Annotated in this window: 21 protein-coding genes and 1 pseudogene; 8 read left to right on the forward strand and 14 right to left on the reverse strand. The window is 61.4% G+C overall.

The window, feature by feature from the left end:
- Window positions 1-17: 17 nt before the first annotated feature.
- The 6 genes from B2G71_RS03740 to B2G71_RS03765 all read left to right on the forward strand — a co-directional run bounded on the left by B2G71_RS03740 (window position 18) and on the right by B2G71_RS03765 (window position 5,964).
- Entirely contained in the window at window positions 18-389 is a 372-nt protein-coding gene (locus tag B2G71_RS03740) for an STAS/SEC14 domain-containing protein (RefSeq protein WP_066761531.1), read from the forward strand.
- Window positions 386-1,015 (forward strand): cation transporter, encoded by a 630-nt coding sequence (locus B2G71_RS03745; protein WP_054522854.1) that lies wholly within the window; start codon window positions 386-388, stop codon window positions 1,013-1,015. The genes B2G71_RS03740 and B2G71_RS03745 overlap by 4 nt, the downstream gene beginning before the upstream one ends.
- On the forward strand, window positions 1,012-1,881 hold the full coding sequence (locus tag B2G71_RS03750) for a hypothetical protein (RefSeq protein ID WP_141521486.1): 870 nt from the start codon (window positions 1,012-1,014) through the stop codon (window positions 1,879-1,881). Before B2G71_RS03745 ends, B2G71_RS03750 begins: the two co-directional genes overlap by 4 nt.
- Window positions 1,881-2,840 carry a cation diffusion facilitator family transporter gene (locus B2G71_RS03755; RefSeq protein ID WP_066761535.1) on the forward strand — a complete coding sequence of 320 codons (960 nt, stop codon included), beginning with the start codon at window positions 1,881-1,883 and terminating at the stop codon, window positions 2,838-2,840. The genes B2G71_RS03750 and B2G71_RS03755 overlap by 1 nt, the downstream gene beginning before the upstream one ends.
- A 92-nt stretch (window positions 2,841-2,932) precedes the next feature.
- Window positions 2,933-4,573 (forward strand): acetolactate synthase large subunit, encoded by a 1,641-nt coding sequence (locus B2G71_RS03760; RefSeq protein WP_066761537.1) that lies wholly within the window; start codon window positions 2,933-2,935, stop codon window positions 4,571-4,573.
- Window positions 4,570-5,964 carry an aldehyde dehydrogenase family protein gene (locus B2G71_RS03765; protein WP_066761539.1) on the forward strand — a complete coding sequence of 465 codons (1,395 nt, stop codon included), beginning with the start codon at window positions 4,570-4,572 and terminating at the stop codon, window positions 5,962-5,964. The genes B2G71_RS03760 and B2G71_RS03765 overlap by 4 nt, the downstream gene beginning before the upstream one ends.
- A gap of 136 nt (window positions 5,965-6,100) precedes the next feature.
- Here B2G71_RS03765 and B2G71_RS03770 read toward each other — a convergent pair whose 3' ends face one another.
- Window positions 6,101-6,499, reverse strand: coding sequence for a helix-turn-helix domain-containing protein (locus tag B2G71_RS03770; RefSeq protein WP_008603824.1), 399 nt, complete (start codon window positions 6,497-6,499; stop codon window positions 6,101-6,103).
- A 75-nt stretch (window positions 6,500-6,574) separates the two neighbouring features.
- Here B2G71_RS03770 and B2G71_RS03775 point away from each other — a divergent pair, with 75 nt between their 5' ends.
- Window positions 6,575-7,192 (forward strand): cation transporter, encoded by a 618-nt coding sequence (locus B2G71_RS03775; protein WP_008603825.1) that lies wholly within the window; start codon window positions 6,575-6,577, stop codon window positions 7,190-7,192.
- Between the two features lie 96 nt (window positions 7,193-7,288).
- Window positions 7,289-9,241, forward strand: a complete 1,953-nt coding sequence (locus B2G71_RS03780) for a cytochrome c/FTR1 family iron permease (RefSeq protein WP_066761544.1) — start codon at window positions 7,289-7,291, stop codon at window positions 9,239-9,241.
- Between the two features lie 17 nt (window positions 9,242-9,258).
- Here the strand turns inward: B2G71_RS03780 and B2G71_RS03785 are convergent, their stop codons facing one another.
- The 13 genes and pseudogenes from B2G71_RS03785 to B2G71_RS03845 form a co-directional block, all read right to left on the reverse strand.
- Window positions 9,259-9,735 (reverse strand): hypothetical protein, encoded by a 477-nt coding sequence (locus B2G71_RS03785; RefSeq protein ID WP_067696355.1) that lies wholly within the window; start codon window positions 9,733-9,735, stop codon window positions 9,259-9,261.
- A 44-nt stretch (window positions 9,736-9,779) separates the two neighbouring features.
- Entirely contained in the window at window positions 9,780-12,119 is a 2,340-nt protein-coding gene (locus tag B2G71_RS03790; protein ID WP_066761546.1) for a heavy metal translocating P-type ATPase, read from the reverse strand.
- A gap of 13 nt (window positions 12,120-12,132) precedes the next feature.
- Window positions 12,133-13,674 (reverse strand): multicopper oxidase domain-containing protein, encoded by a 1,542-nt coding sequence (locus B2G71_RS03795; protein WP_066761549.1) that lies wholly within the window; start codon window positions 13,672-13,674, stop codon window positions 12,133-12,135.
- 58 nt (window positions 13,675-13,732) lie between these two features.
- The gene (locus tag B2G71_RS03800) at window positions 13,733-14,119 is read right to left on the reverse strand and encodes a copper-binding protein (protein ID WP_066761550.1); all 387 of its coding nucleotides are present in this window, start codon (window positions 14,117-14,119) and stop codon (window positions 13,733-13,735) included.
- Window positions 14,107-17,265 carry an efflux RND transporter permease subunit gene (locus B2G71_RS03805; protein WP_066761551.1) on the reverse strand — a complete coding sequence of 1,053 codons (3,159 nt, stop codon included), beginning with the start codon at window positions 17,263-17,265 and terminating at the stop codon, window positions 14,107-14,109. The genes B2G71_RS03800 and B2G71_RS03805 overlap by 13 nt, the downstream gene beginning before the upstream one ends.
- Window positions 17,262-18,758, reverse strand: a pseudogene (locus tag B2G71_RS03810) (efflux RND transporter periplasmic adaptor subunit). The gene B2G71_RS03805 and the pseudogene B2G71_RS03810 overlap by 4 nt, the downstream one beginning before the upstream one ends.
- Before the next feature lie 8 nt (window positions 18,759-18,766).
- On the reverse strand, window positions 18,767-20,002 hold the full coding sequence (locus tag B2G71_RS03815) for a TolC family protein (protein WP_098104450.1): 1,236 nt from the start codon (window positions 20,000-20,002) through the stop codon (window positions 18,767-18,769).
- A gap of 534 nt (window positions 20,003-20,536) precedes the next feature.
- Complete coding sequence (locus tag B2G71_RS03820) at window positions 20,537-21,886, reverse strand: MBL fold metallo-hydrolase (protein ID WP_066761557.1); 1,350 nt, start codon at window positions 21,884-21,886, stop codon at window positions 20,537-20,539.
- 43 nt (window positions 21,887-21,929) lie between these two features.
- Window positions 21,930-22,634 carry an NAD(P)H-binding protein gene (locus B2G71_RS03825; RefSeq protein WP_066761559.1) on the reverse strand — a complete coding sequence of 235 codons (705 nt, stop codon included), beginning with the start codon at window positions 22,632-22,634 and terminating at the stop codon, window positions 21,930-21,932.
- Between the two features lie 108 nt (window positions 22,635-22,742).
- Entirely contained in the window at window positions 22,743-23,231 is a 489-nt protein-coding gene (locus tag B2G71_RS03830) for a DUF6692 family protein (protein ID WP_066761563.1), read from the reverse strand.
- The gene (locus B2G71_RS03835) at window positions 23,228-23,755 is read right to left on the reverse strand and encodes a DUF305 domain-containing protein (protein WP_172807445.1); all 528 of its coding nucleotides are present in this window, start codon (window positions 23,753-23,755) and stop codon (window positions 23,228-23,230) included. Before B2G71_RS03835 ends, B2G71_RS03830 begins: the two co-directional genes overlap by 4 nt.
- Entirely contained in the window at window positions 23,752-24,165 is a 414-nt protein-coding gene (locus B2G71_RS03840) for a potassium channel family protein (protein ID WP_054527894.1), read from the reverse strand. Before B2G71_RS03840 ends, B2G71_RS03835 begins: the two co-directional genes overlap by 4 nt.
- The gene (locus tag B2G71_RS03845) at window positions 24,162-25,511 is read right to left on the reverse strand and encodes an APC family permease (RefSeq protein WP_066761565.1); all 1,350 of its coding nucleotides are present in this window, start codon (window positions 25,509-25,511) and stop codon (window positions 24,162-24,164) included. Before B2G71_RS03845 ends, B2G71_RS03840 begins: the two co-directional genes overlap by 4 nt.
- Window positions 25,512-25,696 lie beyond the last annotated feature (185 nt).

Here is a 25,696-nt window from a genome sequence, read left to right on the forward strand (position 1 = left end):
CGGGAAAGGAAAAAACGGTGCTGGCACTGAAGGAAGAGAACGGACTGCTCTGGATACGCGCCGGAGGCAGGCTGGGGGATGAAGCCTATGACCGCTTTATTCCCCAATTCGAACATATCGCAGAGCGCGAGGCCGGTACCGTCCCGATGGTGATCGAGCTCGCGCCTGACTTTTCGGGTTGGAACTTCGGAGGTCTCTGGCGCGATCTCAAGTTCGACATCCGGCATAAGGATTGTTTCGGCCGGATCGCCATGATCGGCGACAGCAAATGGGAAGAGCGGGGCTGGAAATTGTCATCCTCACTCTTCCGCGCCGAAATGAAGTTTTTCCGGCCATCACAGCGTAGTCATGCGGAAAGCTGGGTACAAACCGGGGAGGACGCAGCATGAGTGGCGGACATGAGGTCGATGCCGGGTCGCCCGAAAAGCGCAAGACCCTGTGGGTTGTCCTGTGGCTTAACGTCGCCATCGCGATCGGCTTCTTCGCGGTCGGATATTTTGCCGATTCCAACGCGCTGTTGGCAAACGGCCTCGATAATTCATCGGATGCAATCGTTTATGCGCTCAGCCTGCTTGCGCTAACCCGCTCGCGGACTTGGAAACGCGGGGCCGCGCGTTTCTCCGGCATCATGCTGCTGGTCTTCTCCGCTGGGGTCATTTTCGATGCTTACCGACGGTTCGTGGAAGGTTCCGATCCGGGCGGCATGCTGATGATGGCGATGGCGTTCGTCGCGGGACTGGTGAATCTCTATTGCCTGCGCCTGTTGCAGAAGGTGGAGAACAAGGACGTCAATATGCGGGCGGCGACAACCTTCAGCTTCAACGACTTCATCTCCAATGGCGGGATCATCATCGCCGGCATCGTTGTGCTGATTACCGGTGCCAACTGGCCCGACCTAGTGGTCGGAATAGCGGTCGCCTGCATAGCGCTTTACGGCGGAGTGCAGATCCTGCGCGATACGCATATGGATGTGCACGACGAGGCGGGAACCGTCCACGGCGAGAAGAGGAATTGACGCTAATCGATACCTTGTTTGCCGCGCAGGACCTTTCGCGGGTCCTTGTCCTGGCGATGCTATCAGGCATCGGGGTCATGATTGACGGCAAATTGGCAAAAGGCAGTTGGAGCTTCCTGCATCCGCTCCTGCCGGGCGGCGTTTCGGGTGCTTTTGCCGCCCTTGCCGTCTTGCTAACTCTTCCGCTGGGACAATCTCCTCTCACCCGCTGGACACTCACTGGTTTGATGCTGGCGGGCGGCCTGCTGCTTCTGATTTTCAACGAGCTTGGTCGATACGCAAAACTCAGACCGGATGATGACGGACCTGAGCGATGCTCCGATAGGCCAACCCTGGTACGTCGCATCTCGGTGTCGATGGCGTCCGATATCCTGCCTTACAGCGTTATCTTGGGTGCTGCCGCTGCTGCATCCGCGACGACAGCAATGGCGGTGTCTGCAGCGCTTGTTTTTGCGAACCTGGAAATAGGACGCCAGGCGATCGATGAATACCGATCCGCCCAAGTGAGCAGGATGGACCAGCTTGCGCTACTTGTCCTCTTTTCCCTGTTTTTCATCGGGATCGCTCTCTTGACCTTTTGGGCGCTGCACGGATTCACCGACAACGGGCGAGGTTGGCTAGCGGCTATTATCCCGGGCTTTCTTATAGTTGCATCGGCGCGCGCGCTGCTTCGCATGGGAACCGGATCGGTCGCCGCCAATCATATTACGCTCCTGGCATTCGTCGGAGGGTTCGCGCTGCTCGGCCTCGCGATCTCGGCGCTTGGAGAACTGTCGCGCGAACTCGATGTCTCGAACAGCACGTTCCAGCATTCCCCCGCGCAGTCCGTTACGACGACCAAGAGAACAGAAAAAGGAGGCAGGTAGTGGCACAATCGGGCGGTCATGCCGGGCACAGTCACGGCGAAGAAAGCATGAGCGACGGCCGCCTTGTATTGGCCGTCGCCCTCAACGTCCTGCTGACTGTCGCCCAGATCATCGGGGGGATATTGTCGGGTTCGCTCGCACTGATCGCCGATGCGCTGCACAATTTCAGCGACGCGGCATCGCTTGGACTGGCTCTGTTTGCGAGGCGGATCGGGCGCCGGCCAGCCGACAAGCTTATGACCTTCGGCTATGCTCGTGCGGAAGTCGTCGCGGCGCTCATCAATCTGACGACTTTGCTTATCATCGGTTTCTATCTGCTCGTCGAGGCGATCAACCGTTTCGCAGACCCTCAACCCGTTGAGGGGTGGACCGTAATCTGGGTCGCCGGGATAGCGCTGGTGATCGACGTGGTTACGGCGGTGATGGTTTACGCCAGCTCGAAGAACTCCCTCAACATGAAAGCCGCCTTTCTGCACAATGTGTCCGATGCGCTGGCTTCGGTCGGTGTGATCGTGGCTGGCGTACTCATTCTGCGATACGAACTTTATATTGCCGATCTGATCATCACTGTGGTCATTGCTGCCTATGTGATCTGGCAGGGCGTCACTTTGTTGCCTCGCACGGTGCGGCTCTTGATGGGTGCGGTGCCGGGCGAAAGCGAGTTCGATCGCATTGTGAGCGACCTGCGTGACACAGAAGGCGTGGCCGACGTCCATCACGTCCATGTCTGGAGCATCAGTGAGCATTATCGCGCGCTTGAGGCGCATATCGTTCCTGCCGAATCTTCGCTGCAGGCTTTCGAGGATGTGAAGGCGCGGGCTCGCGGTATGCTCGAGACGCAGCACGCCATCGCCCATGCAACGTTCGAAGCCTGTCTCGCTGCGGAGTGTGATCCGGACATGATCCCGGACCATCAGGTCGAGAAGAACCATCACCACGACCATGACCACGACCATTGACAAGCGCGGCGATCGGGTCGGTCGCTGTGGGCAAGCAGCTTGGCAGCGCACGGCATAAACCGCCCTGCAACTCGTAAAATGAGGACCAACGAATGAAAGCATCCGATCTCATGGTCGCCGCACTCGAAGCCGAGGGCGTCGAATATGTTTTCGCCGTTCCAGGCGAAGAAAACCTGGATCTTCTGGAATCGCTGCGAACTTCCGCCATCACGCTGGTTCTGGCCCGTCACGAACAGGGCGCTGGCTTCATGGCGACGACCTATGGCCGCCTGACCGGCAAGGCAGGTGTGTGCCTGGCGACTCTCGGGCCTGGGGCGACGAACCTGACCACACCGGCGGCCTATGCCGCGCTCGGGGCCTTTCCGCTTGTCATCATTACCGGACAGAAGCCGATAAAGACATCGAAACAGGCCCAGTTCCAGATCGTCGATGTCGTTTCCCTGTTCACTCCGCTCTGCAAGGCTTCGACCCAGATTGTGAACGGCAACCGCATCCCCTCTCTCGTTCGCGAAGGTTTCCGCCTGGCGCAGGAAGAAAGACCCGGAGCCGTCCTCCTGGAACTGCCCGAAGATATCGCTGAAGAGGAAACGATCGAACCGGTCATACCGCCGCATGACAGGCGTTATGCGGTCGCCGGAGATGCTGCGCTCGACGAAGCGGCCGAGCGCATCATCGCGGCTGAGCGGCCATTGCTCCTGATCGGTGCCGGAGCGAACCGCCGCCGCGCTTCGAAAGCGTTGCGCAAATTCGTGTCTGATACCGGCTTTCCCTTCTTCGACACCCAGATGGGCAAGGGCGTGGTCGATGAAGATAGCGAGCTCTATCTGGGCACCGCGGCGCTATCGTCGGGCGATTATGTTCACTGCGCAATCGAAAAGGCCGATCTGATCGTCAATATCGGTCACGACGTGGTGGAGAAGCCGCCCTTCTTCATGGAGCCGGGCGGGCAGACCGTCATCCATATCAATTACAAGGCAGCCGAAGTCGATCAGGTCTACTTCCCGCAGCTCGAGGTCATCGGCGACATCGCCGGATCGGTCGAGCGGCTGGGAAACCGCCTGGATGGCAAGCTGCAGTGCGACCGCAGCTATTATACCGCCCTGCATCACGAGATTGCATCGCACATCTCCGAGACCAGCGACGACGAACGTTTTCCAATGGTCCCCCAGCGCGTGGTTGCCGACGTACGCAGCGTAATGGCGCGCGATGATATCGTTGCGCTCGACAACGGCATCTACAAGATCTGGTTCGCCAGAAACTACATCGCCCACGAGCCTGGCACCATCCTGCTCGACAATGCATTGGCGACGATGGGTGCTGGCCTTCCATCCGCCATGATGGCTGCGATGCTGGCGCCGGGGCGCAGAGTGCTCGCGGTATGCGGCGATGGCGGGTTCATGATGAACTCGCAGGAACTGGAAACGGCCGTCAGGCTTGGACTGAACCTTGTCGTTCTCGTTCTGAATGATGCAGCATACGGGATGATCCGCTGGAAGCAGGACCAGCTTGGCTTTCCGGACTACGGCCTGACCTTTTCCAATCCCGACTTTGTCACCTACGCACAAAGCTATGGAGCGACCGGCCACCGTGTCGAGCGAAGTGCGGATCTGGTTTCGGTCCTGAACGCCGCATTCGAGGCTGGCGGCGTGCACCTTGTCGATCTGCCCGTCGACTATTCCGAAAACAAGAAGGTGCTGATTGATGAACTCGGCGCAAAGGTGTGTGAGCTATGAAAACGATCGTTCACAATCCTTTCGACCGCTCGCCGATTGCAGAAGTACCGCTTGTTGGCTGGGCTCAAATCGATGAATGGCTGAATGAAGCGCAGTTGCTCCACCGCGACCGCCATGGCTGGCTTGCCGTGCACGAGCGTGTCGCCATCCTCCGGCGGGCTGCGGATATCATGCGCGAACGAGCCGAGGATCTGGCTCTCCAGATCGTCAGGGAGGGCGGCAAACCCCTGGTCGATGCGCGCGTGGAAGCCGGTCGCGCGATCAACAGCGTCGACTTGTGCGTTCAGGCGCTCAGCGATGGCGGCGGTCACGAGATCCCCATGGACCTGACAGAAGCGGGTGCGGGAAGGACGGCATATACCTTCCGCGAGCCGATCGGTCCTGTCGTGGCGATCTCGGCATTCAATCACCCGCTCAACCTAATCGTCCATCAGGTTGGACCGGCGGTAGCAGCCGGGTGCCCCGTTCTCATCAAGCCTGCGCTGGAAACGCCTCTTTCATGCCAGAGCTTCGTGGGCATTCTCCATGAAGCCGGCCTGCCCGGGGCCTGGTGCCGGTTCGCTCCGTGCAGCAACAATGTCGCCGAAAGAATGGTAACCGATCCGCGCACGGCGTTCTTCTCATTCATCGGTTCTGCGAAAATCGGCTGGATGCTTCGCTCGAAGCTGGCGCCGGGAACCCGCATTGCTCTCGAGCACGGCGGTGCGGCGCCGGTAATCGTGGACAGCGGCGTGGAGCGCGCAGCAGTGATCGCCTCGTTGCTAAAAGGCGGGTTCTATCATTCGGGTCAGGTCTGCGTTTCCGTGCAGCGCGTATTCGTCCCTGCTGCAGAATTGAAAGACTTCGCCAATGACCTAGGGCGAGCTGCCGAAAAGCTGGTCGTGGGCGATCCCGCCGATGCTGAGACCCAATGCGGACCCCTGATCCGAACGGAGGAAGTTGACCGCGTCGAACGCTGGGTCGATGAAGCCATCGCAGCAGGAGGCACCCTGGTGTGCGGGGGAAGCCGTCTGAGTGACACTCTTTTCTCCCCGACCGTCATTGTTGATCCTCCGGAAAGCGCCAAGGTATCCCAGGAAGAAATCTTCGGCCCCGTGATCTGCGTGTATGGCTATGACGATATCGACCTGGCTATCGAGCAGGCCAATGCCCTGCCTTACGCCTTTCAGGCCGCTGTATTCAGCGATCGGCTGTCAATCGCCAATCATTGCATCAGGTCTCTGACGGGATCGGCGGTGATGGTGAACGACCATACGGCATTCCGCGTCGACTGGATGCCTTTTGCAGGGCTGCGCCGCTCCGGGCTTGGCGTCGGCGGGATCGCCTACACGATGGAGGATATGAGCATTGAAAAAATGGCCGTCTGGAACTGGCCGACAGCAGCATCATAACCCGTTCGACAGACCCGGGATGGCGACACGGGCAGCTTCGCACTCGTCGGCCTTCCCGAAGTTAAGTCTCTTAGGGGCGGCGGACAAAAGCCGTGCATCGGCGAGCCTGACCGAACTGGCGCACGAGGCGCGGGCATCAAGGCTCGGTGGTACCGGCAAGTGCATCGATGATGCGACAATCGCCTACCGTGTCTTGCTCGCAGGCAGCGATCATGCGCCCAAGCTCCGTCCGCAACGCCTCCAGGCTGGCGATCTTGCGCTCGACTTCGCCGAGATGGCTTCTGGCCAGAGCGTCAATGCCCGCGCAGGACCGGTCGGCATCATCGGAGAGATCGAGCAATTCCCTGATGCGTGCCATCGAGAAGCCGAGATCACGCGCGCGCCGTATGAAGTTAAGGCGCGCTTCCTCTGCAGGTCCATAGTCGCGATAATTGGCCTTCGTGCGCGGAGGGGCAGCGAGGATACCTTCGCGCTCGTAGAAGCGGATTGTTTCGGATTTGACGCCGGTTATCCGGGCAAGTTGACCAATTCTCATGACAAAGGCTCCTGCGGCTTGACCTTGTAGTTACTACAAGGTGCATAGGGCGGATCGACGCAAGGAGTCGAGTAAATGGGAAAGACCTGCTGCGGTCCCGATGAGGGCGGTGCAAACAACAACGATCCGACATGGCGGCGCATTCTGTGGATCGCGCTGGGCCTTAATGCAATCATGTTCGGTGTGGAGATCGTGGCAGGCATTGCTGCGGATTCGCGCGCCTTGCAGGCCGACGCGCTCGACTTTCTCGGTGATGCGGCAAACTATGCTATCAGTCTCGGCGTAGCGGGCATGGCGCTCGTCTGGCGCGCGCGTGCGGCTCTCGTAAAGGCGGCGACCATGCTGGCTTTCGGCCTGTGGGTGCTCGGCTCGGCCATCTGGGGTTTTTTTGTCGGGGCGTCGCCCGACCCGGGAACGATGGGCGCCATCGGTTCTCTTGCTTTGGCGGTAAATCTCGCCGTCGCCGCGATGCTGTTCCGGTATCGCTCGGGCGATGCGAACATGCGCTCGGTGTGGATCTGTTCGCGCAACGACGCGATCGGTAATATCGCCGTGCTGGCGGCAGCGATTGGCGTTTTCGGCACCGGCCGTGCGTGGCCCGATCTGGTTGTGGCGAGCATCATGGCAGGACTGGCGGTGTGGGGAAGTGCCGAAGTCTTCAAACAGGCACGTGGCGAACTGCGCTCTACCTAAACTCCAGAATATGCCCGCGATTGCGGATTGAGGGAAATACGTTTCCGTCTAGACTCTGCTATTGCGAATTAATTGCAACAGATATAGAGACCCCTCATGCATCGCATCGTCTCCGCCACCGTCCATCCGGCACTGCGGCTCATTCTGCTGGCGCTTGCGCTGTGTCTGTCCGTCACCGCGAACGCGGAAGAACCCGATGTGCGAACCACCTGGCGTCTGCTCGATTATATCGCGGTCGACTACGCCTCCGCGGTTTCCGAGGGACGTGTTGCCGACGAATTCGAATATCGCGAAATGGTGGAGTTTTCCGATGTCGTGGCGCGGCAGGTCGCTGCATTTCCGGACACTAAAGACAATCAAGCACTCATCCGCCGATCGGACCAGCTGCGAGCTCTGATCGCCAACAAGGAACCTGCCGAGCAAGTTGGGCGCTTCGCGCGCGCGCTGGCAGCCTCGTTGCTGACAGCCTACCCGGTTCCGCTCGCCCCTTCGCAGGCGCCCGACCTTGTCCGCGCCCGCACTCTCTTCGCGCAGAACTGCGCCTCGTGTCACGGCGCCGCCGGAAGTGCGCCACCGGCCGCAATGCAGGCGCTCGATCCCCCGCCGATAGACTTTACCGATATCGACCGGGCACGGCAGCGCAGTGCGTTCGGGCTTTACCAGGTCATCACGCAGGGGCTTGAAGGAACGTCCATGGCCAGCTTCGCATCGCTGTCCGACGAGGATCGCTGGGCGCTTGCATTCTATGCCGGCAGCATTGCTTTTGAAGATGTGGCCAAAGGCGAGCGTATCTGGCGGGAAGATGATGGCATACGCCAGCTTGTCCCCGATCTCGAGACGCTCGCCGCGCTCACACCGGAAAGTCTGGCCGAGGAGATCGGAGAGGACCGTGCGCTCGCCGTCATGGCCTATCTTCGCGCCAATCCCAATGCGGTGGGACAGGCAAATGACACAGGTTCGCTCGCTTTCGTTCGCGATACGCTCGATCGCAGCCTGTCAGCCTATCGGGCTGGCGACCGTGAAGAAGCGCGGCAGCTTGCCCTTTCTGCCTATCTCGACGGGTTCGAACCCCTGGAGGCCCTCCTTGCAACGCGCGATGGCGGTTTGATGCGCGAGGTAGAACAGGCGCTCGGGCAATTTCGGGCCGGAATAGAGTCCGGTGCGGATCCATCCGAACTACAGCAACTAAGGGCTCGCATCGATAGTCTGCTGGCCAGAGCCGAGGGAGCGTTGGCTCCTGAGGCGGCCAGCGAAATCTCGACCTTTCTCGGGGCGTTCACCATCCTGCTGCGCGAGGGGATCGAAGCACTTCTGGTTGTGATCGCCATGATCGCCTTTGTGAAAAAGTCGCAGCGCTCCGAGGTATTGCCCTATATCCATGGTGGCTGGATCGCTGCTCTTTTCGCAGGTGTCGCCACCTGGGTCGTAGCAACCTACTTCGTAAGCATCAGCGGGGCGAGCCGCGAGATGACCGAAGGGATCGGCGCGCTGCTTGCGGCTGTCATTCTCGTATCGGTCGGGATCTGGATGCACGGCAAATCCCAGGCCGAGGAGTGGCGGCGCTATATCCAGGAAAAAATGGGCAAGGCGCTTTCGCGCGGATCGGCATGGTTTCTCTTCGGGCTCGCCTTTGTCGTGGTCTACCGCGAAGCTTTCGAGACTATCCTGTTCTACGCTGCCCTGTGGAACCCGCAGAGCAGCGGCATCATACTGTTAGGTGCCTTGTCGGCAGTAGCGCTGCTGGCGCTCATTGCTTGGGCCATGCTGCGCTACAGCCGCAAACTGCCGATCACCCAGTTCTTCCGCTACAGTGCTATCCTGATTGCGATCCTTGCGGTCATTCTCGCGGGCAAGGGCGTGGGCGCTTTCCAGGAGGCCGGAGTTCTTTCCGCCACTTTCATCGCCGGCTTGCCGCGCCTCGCCGAACTCGGCTTCTTCCCGACGGTCGAGACGATCGGCGCGCAATTGCTCACGCTGCTGGCCCTGATTGCCGGATTTCGGGTAAGTCGATCACCATCGGGACCGCAGCCGGCAGCTGTCGAGGGATAGGAGATCCCGGTTTGCGATCAGCGGGGTCCGGTGCCGAGACGGCGCGCGAGCCACAAGGTGGCGGTGGGAACCGCGACCCACATCACGATCGGTACCAGGCCGATTTTGGTCCCGGGCACAAGCGGCATGATTGCACTATAGGACCACCCCCAGTCGGCACCGACAGCCAGCACTTCGACCATGGCAGTAATGGCCAGGCCGATTCCCAGGAACACGACCAAACGCGAGATCGGCCAGTCTACGAGCCACGGCGTTTTACCACTGCCGACAGAGGCGCCGAGATAAGCGGCCACCATGATCCCGGCATCGCCGAACGAGGCCAGGCCGCAGCGACGTGCTGCCTCGGCAGGCGACAGATCTCCCGACTGGTAGAAAGGAAGCTGAAGCATCTCCCAGGCGAATGCGATAAGAATTCCGAATATCGCGATCCAGAGCGCTGGATGAGCACCGCGCCATTCGCGCGATTTCTCAGAGATTTGGTTTTGATCCTGCATCGTCTAATCCGTCACTCTTGCCATCTCCCTCCCGTGCCCATCGCTCAGGTATCGAATTTGGGAAGAGCGAGGCCGCGCAGGCGCAGGGCGTTGCCGATCACCGATACCGAGGACAGGCTCATCGCCGCGGCCGCGATCATCGGGTTCAAAAGCAACCCGGTCCACGGATAGAGAACACCTGCGGCGACCGGAATGCCGAGCGCGTTATAGGCGAAGGCAAAGAACAGGTTCTGCCTGATGTTGCGCATAGTGGCCCGAGACAGGACGAGCGCCTGAACAACGCCGACGAGGTCGCCGCGCACCAATGTCACGCCCGCGCTTTCGATCGCGACATCGGTACCCGTTCCCATCGCGATGCCGACATGCGAAGCGGCAAGCGCGGGTGCGTCGTTTATGCCGTCGCCGGCCATAGCGACCCGGCGACCCTCGCTCTTCAACTGCTCGATCTTGCGATGTTTGTCCTCGGGCGAGACATTCGCTTCGACTTCGTCGATACCGACCTGGCTTGCTACCGCACGCGCGGTGGCTTCGCTGTCGCCGGTAAGCATCACGATCTTGATGCCGCGCTCATGCAGCGCGGTAATAGCGGTGCGGCTGGTTTCCTTGATCGGATCGGCGACAGCGATAAGGCCTGCCGGTGCCCCGTCCACGGCCACGAACATCACCGTCTGTCCGAGGCTTCGACCCTCATTGGCCGAGGACCGCCAGCTTTCTTCGAGCGCCCCTATGCGCTCCATCATCTTTTCATTCCCGATCGCGACCCGGCGCTTGTCGACATTTGCCTGGATGCCTTCGCCGGTCACTGACTCGATATCGGAAGCGTCGAGAATGGCAGCGCCTCTGCTTTGAGCCCCTTCGACGATCGCGTGGGCGAGCGGATGCTCGCTTCCTCTCTCAACAGCAGCGACAAGGCTCAGCAACTCCTGCTCGTCGAAATCTGACTGCGGTTTTACGTCGACAAGATCGGGCTTGCCCCGGGTCAGTGTGCCGGTCTTGTCGACAACCAGCGTATCGATCTTTTCCAGCGTTTCGAGCGCTTCGGCGTTCTTGATCAGGATGCCGTGCTGGGCTCCCTTGCCGGTGCCGGTCATGATCGACATTGGCGTCGCCAGTCCGAGCGCGCAGGGACAGGCGATGATCAGAACGGCGACCGCGTTGACGAGCGCGTAGGCAAGGGCCGGTGCCGGTCCCCAGATGGCCCAGACGACAAAACTCACGATAGCGACAAGGACGACGATGGGCACGAACCATCCGGTGACCTGGTCGGCGAGCCGCTGGATCGGTGCCCGGCTGCGCTGCGCCTCCGCCACCATCTGCACGATCTTCGAGAGCATGGTGTCCGCGCCGACCTGCGTCGCGCGCATGGTGAAGCTGCCGGTCTGGTTGACAGTGCCCCCGATTACCTGATCGCCCGCGCTTTTCTTGACGGGAATGGGTTCGCCACTGATCATGGACTCGTCGATGGCGCTGCTTCCATCCTCGAGCGTGCCATCGACGGGGACCTTGTCGCCCGGACGCACGCGCAGCAGGTCCCCAGACGTCAATTCATCGAGCGGTACTTCGCGCTCGTCTCCGCGACCGAAAATCTTCATCGCGGTCGGGGGCGCGAGTTCGAGAAGCGCTCGCAAGGCGCTCGATGTCGATCCGCGCGCCTTGAGCTCGAGCACCTGCCCGAGCAGCACGAGGGTCGTGATAACCGCTGCGGCCTCGTAATAGACGCCGACCCGGCCCGCATGATCGCGGAAAGCCTCGGGGAAGATGTCCGGGGCGAGGGTTGCCACAAGGCTGAACAGATAAGCGATGGCGACGCCGAAGCCGATCAGGGTGAACATGTTGAGGTTCATGGTCCGGACCGATTGCAGCGCCCGGGTGAAGAAGGGCCAGCCGCCCCAAAGCACCACCGGAGTGGCCAGCAGGAGCTGCAGCCACTGCGCGAAAGCGGGTTCGATGACCTGATCGAACGGTCGCGACGGGATCGTGTCGCCCATCGCATAGGCGAAGAGCGGCAGGGTGAAGAGCGCGCTCCACCAGAACCTTCGCCGCATGTCGACGAGTTCGGGATCGGGGCCCTCGTTCAAGGTGACCGTTTCGGGTTCGAGGGCCATCCCGCATATCGGGCAGGAGCCCGGCCCCGGCTGCCGGATCTCCGGATGCATCGGACAGGTGTATATCGTACCTTCCGGGACATCCTCGACAGCATCGAGGTGCGCCTTCGAAAGATACATCTCCGGATCCGCGCGGAACTTGTCGAGGCAGCGCGAGGAGCAGAAGTAATGGTCGCCACCCTCGTGTCGATCGATGAAGCGGGCGCCGTCCATCTTCACGCTCATTCCGCAAACGGGGTCGGTCGCCGTACCCTCGATTGCATTGTGCCCATCGCTCATCTGTCGTTCTCCCCTAATTGGCCGTGACCACGAACTGCCCCATCATGCCTGCGTCCTCGTGCTCGAGGATATGACAGTGATACATGTAGGGATTGTCGGGATCGGTATTCTCTTCAAACCGCAACAGCAGCCTGACCTGTTCACGCGGGTTGACGATAACGGTGTCCTTGAAGCCCGCCTCTTCCGCCCGCGGAGGCCGACCGTCCCGGTCGAGCAAGCGGAACTGCACGTTATGAATATGAAAGGGATGCGCCATCATCGAAGCGTTAGCGATTTCCCATATTTCCCACTGACCCACCGGTACGCGTTGATTGATGACGTCCATGTCCATGGTCTCGCCGTTGATCGACATGCCTCGACCCATCATGCCCATATCGAGCACGAAACGGCGGCTGCGAACGGCGAGCGAGGGGTCCGGCGCGGCAAGCGCGGCCAGGGTGGGCGGAAGCATAACTGAAGTCGACGCGCCGGAGGGACGCATATCGAGGATCGAAAAGGTGCGGCCCTGCCTCTCGCGACCGGTCCGGTTTCCCATCATTCCGCCGTCCATCATACCCCCGCCTTCTCCGGCCATCATGCCCATGGCGTTATCAGGACTGCTGGCATTCAGGCGCAGCGGGCGCCCTTCGGAAAGGTCGACGATCACTTGTGCGCGTTCGCCTGGGGCAAGGGTAAGACTTCGAACCTTCCGGGGTGCGGCAAGCAGGCCGCCATCGCTTGCGATGAGTTGCATCGGACGATCACCTTCGAGCGAGAAGGTGTAGAACCGCGCATTCGATCCATTGAGAAGCCGCAGGCGCAGCGGGCCGGCGGCGCCGTCGAAAACGGCATTGGCCGTTCCGTTCACATAGATGTGCTCGCCCAGCACTCCCATCATCCGCGAGTGCATGTTGAGCGGGTAAACGAGGCGGCCCGAGCTGTCGATCACGCGATCCTGCACGATGAGCGGTATGTCATCCACACCGTACCGGCTCGGCAGATCGAGGCGATCCTCTTCCTCGTCGCGCACGTAGATCGGGGCTGCGAGACCGGCATAGACCTGTGGTCCCGCCCGCTGATGTAAATGCGAATGATACCAGTATAGCGACGCGCGCTGGCGTATTTCGAAGGACGGGCTCCAGCGCTCGCCGGGCCGCACGAGCTGGTGCGGCCCGCCATCCGCGGTGGCGGGAAGTTCGAAGCCATGCCAGTGGACGGTCGCATCTTCGGCAAGCTTGTTGTCGATGTGAAATCGAACCTGTTCGCCGCGACGCATTTCGAGGGTCGGTCCGAGATAGGATGCGTCGATACCGATTGTCGGAGACGGAGTGCCAGGCACGAAGTCTTTCTCGCCCGATGTCAGGGACAGGCGAAAGACACGCTCCCCCCGTTCGATGGTTCCTGCCTGTAGCTCAGGTATGGCGAGGGGATTGCTAGCGCCTGATCGATCGAGCGACATCCTACTTTGCGTGTCGCAACCCACTAGCGGCAGCACCGCGAAACTCGTCGCCGCGAGGCCGACGCTCTTCATGAAGTCGCGGCGATCCTGAAAGTTGGGCCTGTCGATACCTGGCATATTCACCTGCTTTGGCGTGGGAGGCGCCGGCGCGACCGAGCACCTCCCACTTATTTTTCTATCGCGGCGTCACCGAGGTAACGACACTGCCTTCGGTTCCAGTACGAAATTCGAAGGCTATTCCCTCACCGATACTGACCTGTTCGAGGATCTGCGCGTCGGCTTCGAAGGCCATGGTCATTGCCGGCCATCCGATACTTTCGACCGGACTATGCTCGATGGTCACGGTGCCCGCCTCGGGATCGATGGCTGTAACCGTTCCCTCCGCGCTGGCGCTCTGCTCGCCGCCGGTCTCCTCCGCCATCGGCATTTCGCCTGACATGGGCATACTGTCCGAGTTCGCCATTTCGTCAGGCATCATGGTCTCGGAGGTATCGTCCGCAGCATCGCAGGCTGCAAGCGCCAGCGGTGCCGCGAGCAGGATTATGTAGGTTAGGGTACGCATTCTTCTTCTCCTTGAGAATTGGCCGGTTTTTCCGGACGGGGGCGCCGCAACAACAGATAAGCGGCGGGAAGCAGGAACATGGACAGGAGCGGGGCGGTGATCATGCCGCCGACTATCGGCGCGGCGATGCGGCTCATGACTTCCGAGCCCGCGCCCGTGCCGATCAGGATCGGAAAGAGACCGGCAAGGATGACTGCGACGGTCATCGCCTTGGGCCGCACGCGCAGGAGCGCGCCTTCCCGGATGGCCTCGTCTACTTCTTCGGCGCTCAGATCACCGCGCCGCCGCTCCAGTGCGGCTTTCAGGTAGATCAGCATCACCACGCCGAATTCGGCGGAGACGCCGGCAAGCGCGATGAAACCGACCGCAGTCGCCACCGACTGGTTGTAGCCCATCAGATAGAGCAACCAGTATCCGCCCGTCAGCGCGAAGGGCAGCGTGCCCATGATCAGCAAGGCTTCGTCCCAGCGCCGGAAAATGAGATATAGCAGCAGGAAGATGATCGCGAGCGTCGCGGGAACCACGACCTTCAGTCGCTCATATGCGCGCGTCAGATATTCGAACTGGCCCGCATAGGACAGGCTGACGCCGGCAGGAAGATCGGCACCCGCGGCGACGACCTCCTGCAGATCGGCGACCACCGAGGTAAGATCGCGGCCCCGGACGTCGACGTAGATGTAGCTGGTCAGTCGGCCCTGTTCGCTCTTGAGCATGGGCGGACCGTCGCTGACGGCGATACGGGCGACAGTGCCAAGCGTGATCTGTTGGCCGGACGGCGTCAGAACCGGCAAGGCCCTGAGTTCCTCGACGCTGTCCCTGATTTCGCGGGGATAGCGCACATTGATCGGATAGCGCGCCAGCCCCTCGACGGTCCGTGCGACATTGGCACCGCCAACTGCACCAGAGACGATCTGCTGGATGTCGGCAATGTTGAGCCCGTATCGCGCGGCCGCCATCCGGTCGATATCGACATCGACATACCGACCGCCCGACAGCCGCTCGGCCAGGGCGGAACTCACGCCAGGCACGGTCTTGGCGATACGCTCCACATCGAGTGCAACGCGTTCGAGTTGATCGAGATCGTCGCCTGAAACCTTGACCCCGATCGGGCTCTTGATCCCGGTCGCGAGCATGTCGATCCGGTTGCGGATCGGCGGCACCCAGACATTGGCGAGGCCCGGCACCTGGACGACCCGGTCAAGTTCCTCGACCAGCAGATCGGGCGTCATTCCCTCGCGCCACTCCTCGCGCGGCTTGAAGCGGATCGTCGTTTCGAACATCGTCAGGGGAGCCGGATCCGTCGCTGTATCGGCGCGCCCCGCCTTGCCGAACACCGTTTCCACCTCGGGGACCGACTTGATCAGGCGATCGGTGCGCTGCAGCAGCGCCGAAGCCTCGCCGGGGGAGAGGCCGGGCAGCGCGCTCGGCATATAAAGCAAATCGCCTTCATCGAGCGGCGGGAGGAACTCGCCGCCAAGCCGGGTGAAGGGGATCGCGGTGGTCAGGAAGATCAGCGCCGCGATCACCAGCGTTGCCTTTGGGCGCCGCATGACCCAGTCGAGCCCCGGACGATAGATTTTCGTCAGCCAGCGGTTGAGAAAATTGGAATCCTCCGAAGGGATCTTCCCACGGATCAGCCATCCCATCATTACCGGCACCAGCGTTACCGACAGAATGGCCGCGGCCGCCATGGCATAGGTCTTGGTGAAAGCGAGCGGAGCGAACAACCGCCCTTCCTGCGCCTGCAGGGTGAAGACCGGTAGGAACGACAGCGTAATGATCAGCAGACTGAAGAACAACGCCGGTCCCACTTCCTTCGATGCATCGGCGATGATCCGCCAGCGTTCCTTCACCGCGAGCACGGTATCGGGATTCTCGTGTTCCCATCGCTCGAGATGCTTGTGCGCGTTCTCAATCATGACGACGGCGGCATCGACCATCGCACCGACCGCGATGGCTATTCCACCCAGCGACATGATGTTGGCATTGACGCCCTGGATGCGCATCACGATGAAGGCCGCGAGCACGCCCAAAGGCAGGGTGATGATGGCGACAAGTGCCGAGCGCGCGTGCCAGAGGAACAGCGCGCATACGAGCGCCACGACGATAAACTCTTCGATGAGCTTCGTGGTGAGGTTCTCTATAGACGCATCGATGAGCTGAGAGCGATCGTAGGTCGTGACGATCTCGACGCTTTCGGGAAGGCTTGCCTGCAAGTCGTCGAGTTTCTGTTCGACGGCCTGTATTGCGCTTCTTGCATCCGCACCCTGGCGCAGGACGATGATGCCGCCGGCAACCTCGCCTTCGCCATTGAGCTCGGCGATGCCTCGGCGCAGTTCGGGGCCGACCTGGATCGTCGCTACGTCGCCCAGCGTGACCGGAACGCCGCCGCTCACCGCGCGCAGCGGGATCGCCCTGAAATCGTCGAGGTCGCCGAGATAACCCGAGGCACGGACCATATATTCGGCTTCGCCCATCTCGACGATCGAGCCGCCCGCTTCCTGGTTGGCGGACTGGATTGCGCTCACGATCTCGGCGTGAGTCACGCCGAGCGAGGCCATCCGGTAAGGCTCGAGCACGACCTGGTATTGCTTGACCATTCCTCCGACGCTGGCGACCTCGGCAATGCCGGGGATTGTCTTGAGCTCGTAGCGCAGGAACCAGTCCTGCAGGCTGCGCAGTCCGGCAAGGTCGTGTCCGCCGCTGCGATCGATCAGCGCATATTCGTAGATCCACCCTACCCCGGTGGCATCGGGGCCGAGCGTGCTCGTCACGCCATCGGGCAGGCGGACCTGCACCTGGTTGAGATATTCGAGCACACGCGATCGCGCCCAGTAGAGGTCGGTACCGTCCTCGAAGATGATATAGACATAGCTGTCGCCGAACATCGAGTAGCCGCGGACGGTTTTCGCCCCCGGCACCGAAAGCATGGTCGTTGCCAGGGGGTAGGTGACTTGGTCCTCGACGATCCGGGGGGCCTGCCCCGGATAGTTTGACCGGACCACAACCTGCACATCGGACAGATCGGGCAACGCGTCGACCGGCGTCGTGCGCACCGCCCAGAAACCGGCCAGCGTTACCGCGACGGCGGCGAGAACGATAAACAGGCGGTTGGCGATCGAGGCATCAATTATCCGAGCAATCATTGTCCGGCCCTCGTGATAGACTCGATCCGGGGGCCGGCATCCTGCTGGGTGAAGGTGAAGCGCACCCTGTCTCCCGTCTCGAGCCCGCGCATTTGCGCCGCGCTCTTCGTGCGGAAGGTCATGGTCATCGCGGGCCAATCGAGCCGGGGCACAGGACCATGCCGCAGCGTCACCGAACCATTGGCGATCGACTGGATCGTGCCGGTGGCACCGAAGGTCGCTGGTTCGTCCTCGCCGCCGGTGGAAGCGTCATCTGCCTGATCGACCGGACGGACGTCGAGTCCGGTAAGGCTTGCTTCGGAATCGAGCAGGAACTGACCCGATGTCACGACCTGTTCGCCGGCCGACAGACCGGCCAGAACCTCGGTCCTGCCACCCGCTTCGCGGCCGATCCGGACCTCGGCGGGCATGAAACCGCCCTCGTCCTGCTTCACCATCACGATGGTTCGACGTCCGGTCCTGATAACGGCTTCGGACGGCACCAGCAGCGCGCGGCGTGTGTCCGGGGTCAGCGAGACGTGTGCGAACATGCCCGGCTTGAGGCGACCGGATGCATTGGGCAGTTGCGCACGAACGGTGATCGTACGGCTTGCATCCTCCGCGCTCGGCAGGATAGCGACAATGGGTCCGGAGAAGCGTTCCTCGGGGAATGCGGTCAGCGTCGCGCTGATAGGTTGCCCGACGCGTACATTCGCCGCCTGCGTTTCAGGCACCGCGGCTTCGAGCCAGATCGGTGAGAAACCGGTTATCTCGGCGAGCGTCTGTCCGGCCATGACTGTCATTCCCGGACGCACGCCGAGCGATGTGATGGCACCTCCAATCGGCGCGGTAACGGTGATCGTGGACTGCGGACGTCCATTGCGCCCTACCGATGAGATCAGGCCTGGAGGCATGCCCAAAAGGCGCATGCGTTAGCGCATGGCCTGCGCAAGTTCTTCATCACCGCTGTTCAGGACGGCCAGATACTCCTGCTGCGCTCCGCCCCATTCGGGAACCAGGATATCCGCGAGCGGCGCGCCCCGTCCAACGACATCGTCGGGCGCGCGGCCGTAGGTTCTTTGTACATAGCCTCCGGCACGTGGCTGGACGATCGCGACGTCGCGTTCGTTGTAGGCCAGAACGCCTGTGACGGTTATTTCCGGCTCGAGGACGCCGTACTCGGCTTCAGTGGTGCGGATGCCGAAATTCTGCACCAGGCCGGGATCTATCCTGACGCCTGCAGTGGCCTCCTCGCCCGCGCACTTGGGCACCAGCTGCATATCCATGAAGGGCGAATTGCCCGGCTCGTCGAAGTGCTGCCCCGGCACCATCGGGTCGTACCAGTAAAGGACCTCCTCGCATTCGGTCGCACTGCCGCCCGCGTCGCTTGCACCACCCTGGCCTTCGCCGAGCTGCGAGAGACCATAGCCGGCGGCAAGACTGATGAGCGCGACCGTGCCTGCCATCGTCCAGGATTTCTGGCGCGGCGACAGCCTGTCCCACGCGGCTCCCATTGCGGCTCTCATCGGCCATACTCCCCATAGGTCAGTCGCAGGTTCGCGGCGGCTTCGACGGTCGCTTCCTCGCGTTGCAGAATGTCCACCCGCAGCACGGCGAGCGTTTTGATGGCGTCGATGACGTCGAGCAGTTCCGCGCGGCCCGCGGCAAAGCTCGCGCGCTCGAGGTCCACGCGGCTTTCGGCAAGGGGAAGCAATTCGTCGGTCGCGCGCTGCCATTGTCGATAAGCGCTGCGCCATGCCGCGAGATCGGTTTCGAACCGGGCTTCGAGTTCACGCAGCCGATCGGCTCTGGCCGACTGTGCCGCAGCCGCTTCGGCTTCGGCGGCGGCTATACGCGGGTTTTGGCGCCGGTCCGCGAAAATCGGGAGCGTGATCGAACCCATCACCGAGATTGCATCGCCAAAATCGGGATCGCGCCGTCCATAGCTCACATTGACGCCGAAATCCGGACGCCTTTCCGATCGGGCAAGATCGCTTCTCGCTTCCGCTTGGCGGACCTGCGCAAGCGCCACGACGAGCTCCGGATTGCTTTGAAGCATGGTCCGCAAACCTTCGGGATCGAGATCGGCCGAAGGGATGGTTCCGGTCGCGGTGGCGGTCGGCAGAGCGGTATAGCGCGACAGCATGGCCTGAGCGGCCTCTCGGTCGGCCTCGATCCTGGTCCGCATATCCTCGACTTCGAGCACGGCACGGCGTATTTCCAGACTTTCGGCGGGTCTGGCCGAACCGGCGGCGACAGCACTGCGCGCGAGTGGTACGAGCCCCTCGATTTCAGCAAGTGCATCGTCGGCGACGGTCAGAGCCCGTTGGGCATAAGCCAACGAAATCCATGCCATTCCTGCTCCGACGCGTACCCTGTAACGGGTCTGACGCAATTGTGCTGCGGCAAGGTCGATGTCGGCGTCCGCAATTCCGAACCGGGCCCGACGTTTCGCGAGATTGGGAATCTCCTGTTCGATACCGACTTGGATTTGCGTAGGGAGCTGGCGACCCAGCTCGAACGCAGCCGGCCCGCTTACCGGCAGGTTCTGGATGCCCGCGCGAAGGCGCGGATCGGGCAGTTCATCGGCAGCGTCGGCGATCTCGCGCCGGGCGTCCAGTCGCAGCTCGCTTGTGCGAACCTGGGGCTGGTCGCTCGTTGCTGCTCGCAAAGCTTCTTCATAGCCCACCGACTGGGCATTACTCGCCGGCGCGAGGGCCAGCAGGACCGGAATCGCGGTCCAAGTAATTCGTTGCATGATCGTTCATCCGCAAAAGGAGCGCGTCAGACACGCGTTCCGGATCACCGGCCCGCATCGAGCGCAGGTCGTCCATCCAGAGGCAGGAGCGCACAGGCTTATGCCTGCACGCGGGTCATGCCGGAAATTGCGGAGGTGGCGGTTCTGGCCCCAGCCTTGGGGCCGCGAGCGAATTGGAGACTAATCTGCTGAACTGAGAAGCCTGCGCCGGTATTTCACCGACCAGGGTCGCATCACCCCCTGGAACGAGGGGCGGGATGCAGCCGAATGCCACGAGACAATCCAGCCGAAGGTTCTTGCAAGGCACGCCGTCATGATCGTCCATGGAAGCTGCGCCCGCCATCATCTCCATCTCGGCGCAGGCCGGTTTGCCTGCATCGACCGCCTGAGGCAGGGCAGATGCATGCGCTGCCGACTGGACGAACAGCCCGCAGGCGATCAGTAGCAGTCCAAGGGTGCGCAAGACTCGCATAAAAAAAGCGTAAAGCTTTGAAGAGCGCAAGACAAGGACCTCGCATCGGGTGCGATGGTTCATCACGACGCGTGCTGCCAGGCACCCATCGAGCCCAGATATATATCGAGCTTGCCAAATCCTTTGCTTTGCAGCCAGCCCGCCGCCACACTCGCACGCATTCCACTGGCACACATGACGGAATAGGCGCGTTCGCGATCGAGCTCGGCGAAGCGGGAATTGAGCTCGCCCACGTAGATGTGGTCCGATCCCTCGATCGCGCCGCTGCGCCGCTCATCGAGGTCACGCACATCGAGCAAGGTCCAGTCGTCGCGCTTGCGCTCGAGACGATCCTGAACCTCGTTCGTCCCGATCATCGGAAGGCTCGCCATCTTCATTCCTTGCGCTGCAGCCGGCACGATACCGACATAGCCGCCGACGATCGAGTCGAGCCCGATCCTCACAAGGTGCGTCATGGCCGAAGCCAGCTGGTCTTCCGCCGATCCGACGAGGGCGATTGTTTCACCCTCCCTGATGAACCAGCCCGCAAACGCCGAAATCATGCCGACCGGAAGGCATATCGAACCAGGCAGATGCCCGCTTGCGTATGCAAGCGGATCCCGCACGTCGACGACATGGTCGGCGTCGATTTCGCGGATGTCCGAGAGCATGAGACGTTTTGGTCGCAGGATCCGTGGCGCAGGAGATGTTCCCTCGACATTCAGACGCTCCATCAGTCTGAAATAGGGTGGCTGGTAATGATGCTCGGCGAGCTTCGCCTCGATGAATTCCTCGCGATCGGCTATCTGGAGCCGCGGATTGTTGCGACGTTCGTGGCCTATGGTCGAGAATTCCCGGTTCGCCATTCCCGAACCGCAGACCGAGCCTGCTCCATGCGCGGGGTAAATGATCGCCTGGTCACCCAGACCGCAAATCTTCTGCAGTGAATCGTACAGGAGGCCCGCGACCTCCCGCGCGCGCTCGGGATAGAAATCGGTGCGTCCGACGTCGCCAACGAAGAGCGCATCGCCGGTGAACACGCCGACCGGTCCTTCGGGAAAATCGTCGTCATGGAGGACGAAGGCGAGATGATCGTCGGTGTGACCGGGAGTTTCGAGCACCGAAATCCGCAACTTCCCGATCTCGAAAACGTCGCCCTCTCGCGCGGTGTCGGCGAAAACAATCTCGTCCGCAGGGTTTGGACCGTGCAGAACGCGGGCACCGGTCATTTTGGCCAATACCGGCGATCCCGTGATGAGATCCTCATTCCTGTGCGTTTCGAAGATATGCGTGATCTCCAGCCCTTCGGCGCGGGCACGCTCGACATAAATCTCGCAGTCCCGGCGCGGATCGATGACCGCTGCCTTGCCCTGCGAACCAATCAGATAGGAAAGGTGGGAGAGGCCGGGGGTCTTTATCTTCTCGAGCAGCATGTTTTGCCTCGTCGTTAGAGTGTTTCCGCGAGCCCGCGTCGATCTAGTCGATCCCGAATTCGGCTTTGAGCGCCGAGACGTTCTCGAAGCGGTCTGCTTCTGGCCGGGCGATAGCGGGTTTAGCGTTGACCCAGGTGTTCTCGCAGACGAATTCGAGCATGGCTGCCGCGAGGTCGGCGTGCCTGCAACGAAAGCAACCCTCGGCAAGACGCTCGTCGGTAATGACGGCTTCACCCGTATAGGGTTCGTCGAGGAGCCAGCCCGGTCGCGCAGCCGTCCATTTCAGGCCTTTCGCGCGCTCCAGAAGATCTTCCATGGCGCGCATCTGTTCGAGAATATTGTGCAAGGCTGGTCTTGCCGTGAGCTCGAACCATGCAGGAACGCTGGGTTGCGGCTCTACAAACGCCGCCGATATCACGACGATCTGGGAAATGCCGGTCGTCGACATCGCTTCCACCAGCCTGCGGGTTCCCTCCGTGTAAAGCGGAGGCGGATCGATCGTCGTGGATGGACTGAACCCTATACCGAGTGCGGAAATGACCGCACGACAACCTTCAAGCTCGCTGCTGAAGTCGTCATTGAGAACGTCGCACTGGAAATACTCGACATTGTCGACCCTGTCCGATGGTTCGGGCAGGGTGTGTTCGAACGCTCGTACCGCGATGCCCTTGCGGACCGCATGGCGCAATATTTCCGTGCCGGTCTTTCCTCCGGCACCGAAGACCGCAAGGGGGGCTGCATCGGTCACAGGCTCAGCTTCCACTGTAGCACCTCATTGTAAATTCGGCCGCGCTTGCCGGGCCGATCATGATTATGGAGCGGGCACCGACGGAAGCCGGCGCCCGCTCGCTCGTGTTCACGCTTCGCTGTTGCCGCAAGTCGTGTACCCCCAGAACCCGAACTCGTCCTTCATCCGGGGGCCGGCGACGATGAGCTCCTGCATTTGCAAGCCCGCGTCTCCTTCGTCATCGAGAATGCGCGTACGGATACGAAGCTCACCATTCGCATACTCACCCGAGGCGCTTGCCGTAACAGGGATCAGCTTGCCGTTGATCTTGATGGCCCCGCGACCGCTGTTGTCGTAGACGAATGACGGAAAAGCGACCTCGGTCAGGCGGAACTGGCACGTGTTTTCGGCTCCCAGCGCGGCGAGGTCCGCCTCGCTCATGGTCTCGGGCAGCATGAGGCCGGGGCTGAGGTTGGCAAGAGCGCTCGCAGCACTCTCTATCGGAGCTGCCGTCGCCGGAGGATCGAGCTGCGCTTCGCGATCATTGCCGACCGCGGTATTGGTGTTGCAGGCCGCCAGCGGGAGGGCTGCAAGCGTCAGAAGTGCGATCTTGTTCATTGCTGCATCTCCTCGGGCAGGCGTTCTTCGGTGCGTGGACCGTTCTCCTCGATGTCCTCGATGAGATATTTCATCTCGGCGATCTCACGCCGCTGCGCGACGATGATGGCCTGCGCAAGTTCGCGAACCCGCGGATCCTTCAGGCTCGCCCTCTCGCTGGTCATGATCGCGATCGAGTGGTGCGGGATCATCGCGGCCATGTATTCGGTGTCGTCGACCGTGGTCTGGCTGCGTACGAGCCATAGCGCGAGTGCGAATACGAGGGCTCCGACGCCCAGGATGATGAAGTTCTTGGTCCGGTCCTTGTACATGCCCCACATGAAGAGAAGCATGACCACCATCATCATCGCGCCCATGACGAACATCATCCAGAAGCGCGTCTCGCTCCAGAACACGTCGTCCATGTCGAAGCTGTTGGCGTACATCAGGAAGAACATGATCACGGTCGAGGTCGATACCATGGCCATGAATCGCCAGTAGTTCCCGCCCCCTCCCTTATCCGAGTGGGATGTGCTTTCAGTCATGCGTTTTCTCCTTCCTTCATCATGGTCCAGAACAATTGTGCCGAGCAGCTGATGAGCGCGAAGCCGGTCAAGGCTTCGACGCCGGCAATGACGCGCAGGTGCTCGGTCGGGTAGATGTCGCCGAGCCCCAGCGTGGTCACGTTGATCAGCGAGAAATAGAAATAGTCCATCGCACTCATCGCCGGCGTCTTGTCGAACCCGCCGAGGCCCAGCTCCGCGCCCAGCCAGAAACCGCCAGCGAAGAGCGTCGCGACAAGCAGGTGCGATGCCAGGACGAGAAGCGCGACCCCAAGTTTGGCGGAGAAATTTCCGGGTGCGTCGAGCATGCGATGCCCTGCGCCGAGGATCGACAGATGCACGCCGACCGAGGCCAGGAAAAGTGCAATGGCGAGAATTAGTGCGGCGATCATCGATGATCTCCATCGTGTGTGGCGGGCATTTCACGCAGCGCAGGATTCCGACGGAGATAGAACCATTCGGCTCCGAACACTGCGGCAATACCTGCGACCGCATAGGCGACGACCGCAGGGTCGGTTTTGAGCTTGGCGAGGGCAAAAGCTGTCAGGACTACGCCGTCCGCCATGAGCGCCGACCAGAGGATCCAGGCACGCGCGCCTATTTCTTCCCGCAAACCGCGCAGCACGCCCCAATGCACGAGCATGTCCATTACGAGATAGAAGAACGCTCCGAGCGAGGCGATCCGCGAAAGATCGAACAGGACCGCGAGCGTGCCGGCGACCACGACGGTATAGACCAGCATGTGACTGCGGATCGGTCCCTTCATCCCAAAATGGCTATGCGGGATCATCTTCATTTCGGTCAGCATCGTCAGCATTCGCGAAACGGCGAAAACGCTGGCGATGACACCCGAGGTCGTGGCTGCGATCGCGATTGCGACTGTGAAATAGAACCCAAGCTCTCCGAGCGCGGGGCGCGCAGCTGCCGCAAGCGAGTAATCGCGCGCTTGCGCTATTTCCGAAGTGCTGAGGCTGGCTCCGACCGCCACCGCGACCAGAAGGTAGACGACCACGCATACTGTGATCGAAATGATAATAGTTCTGCCAACATTTCGGTGCGGATCGATGATTTCGCCGCCGCTGTTGGTGATGGTGGTGAAACCCTTGAACGCGAGGATCGAGAAGGCGACCGACGCGAGCAACGCGTCGAGACCCGAAAGCGCGACTGGCTCTGAGAAGGCGCCGCCCGAAAAGCCGCTGGCCCAGATCGCCGCAATCGCGAACAGGGCGATGCCGCCGATCTTGATCGCCGACATGACGAGAGAGAAACCGCTGACCGATTTGTTGCCTGCCGCATTCACGAAATAGGCGAAGACGATGAGCGCCAGTGCCGCGACGGAAACCAGAATGCCGCTGCTCTCGAGCCCAAAGGGCCGCAAGGCATAGGTCGCGAAGGTCCGAGCGACCAGGCTTTCGTTGATGACCATCGACAGCGCCATCAGGAGCGATGCCGATGCTGCAACAACACCCGGTCCGTAGGCCTTCTGAAGAATCATCGCGATGCCGCCAGAGGAGGGCCAGCGGTTCGACATCTTGATGTAGCTGTAGGCGGCTAGGGAAGTGACCAGGGCGCCGACTATGAAAGAAAGCGGAAATAGCGGTCCAGCCAGTTCGGCAATCTGGCCGGTCAGTGCGAAAATACCAGCGCCGATCATGACGCCGGTTCCCATTGCGACACCGCCAAGCAGCGTTATCGATCCAGCACTCTTCCCATGTTGATCGTTGCCATCTGTCTGCAAGTCTTTCCCCTGTCGATGTCCTCCCGTCCGAGAAACATCACGACAAGCAGTACGTTGCGAAGCGGCTCACCCCTCAAAAAATTTTCTGGCGGGGCATGAGCCATCCTTGGGCTGGCCCCGAAATCGCGTTGAGCTATCGATTTCCGGCGGCGCGCTCTTTCTTCCTGCAGCGATGCCGATGGCGG

This window comes from Novosphingobium sp. PC22D (assembly GCF_002556635.1).
Lineage (GTDB): Bacteria > Pseudomonadota > Alphaproteobacteria > Sphingomonadales > Sphingomonadaceae > Novosphingobium.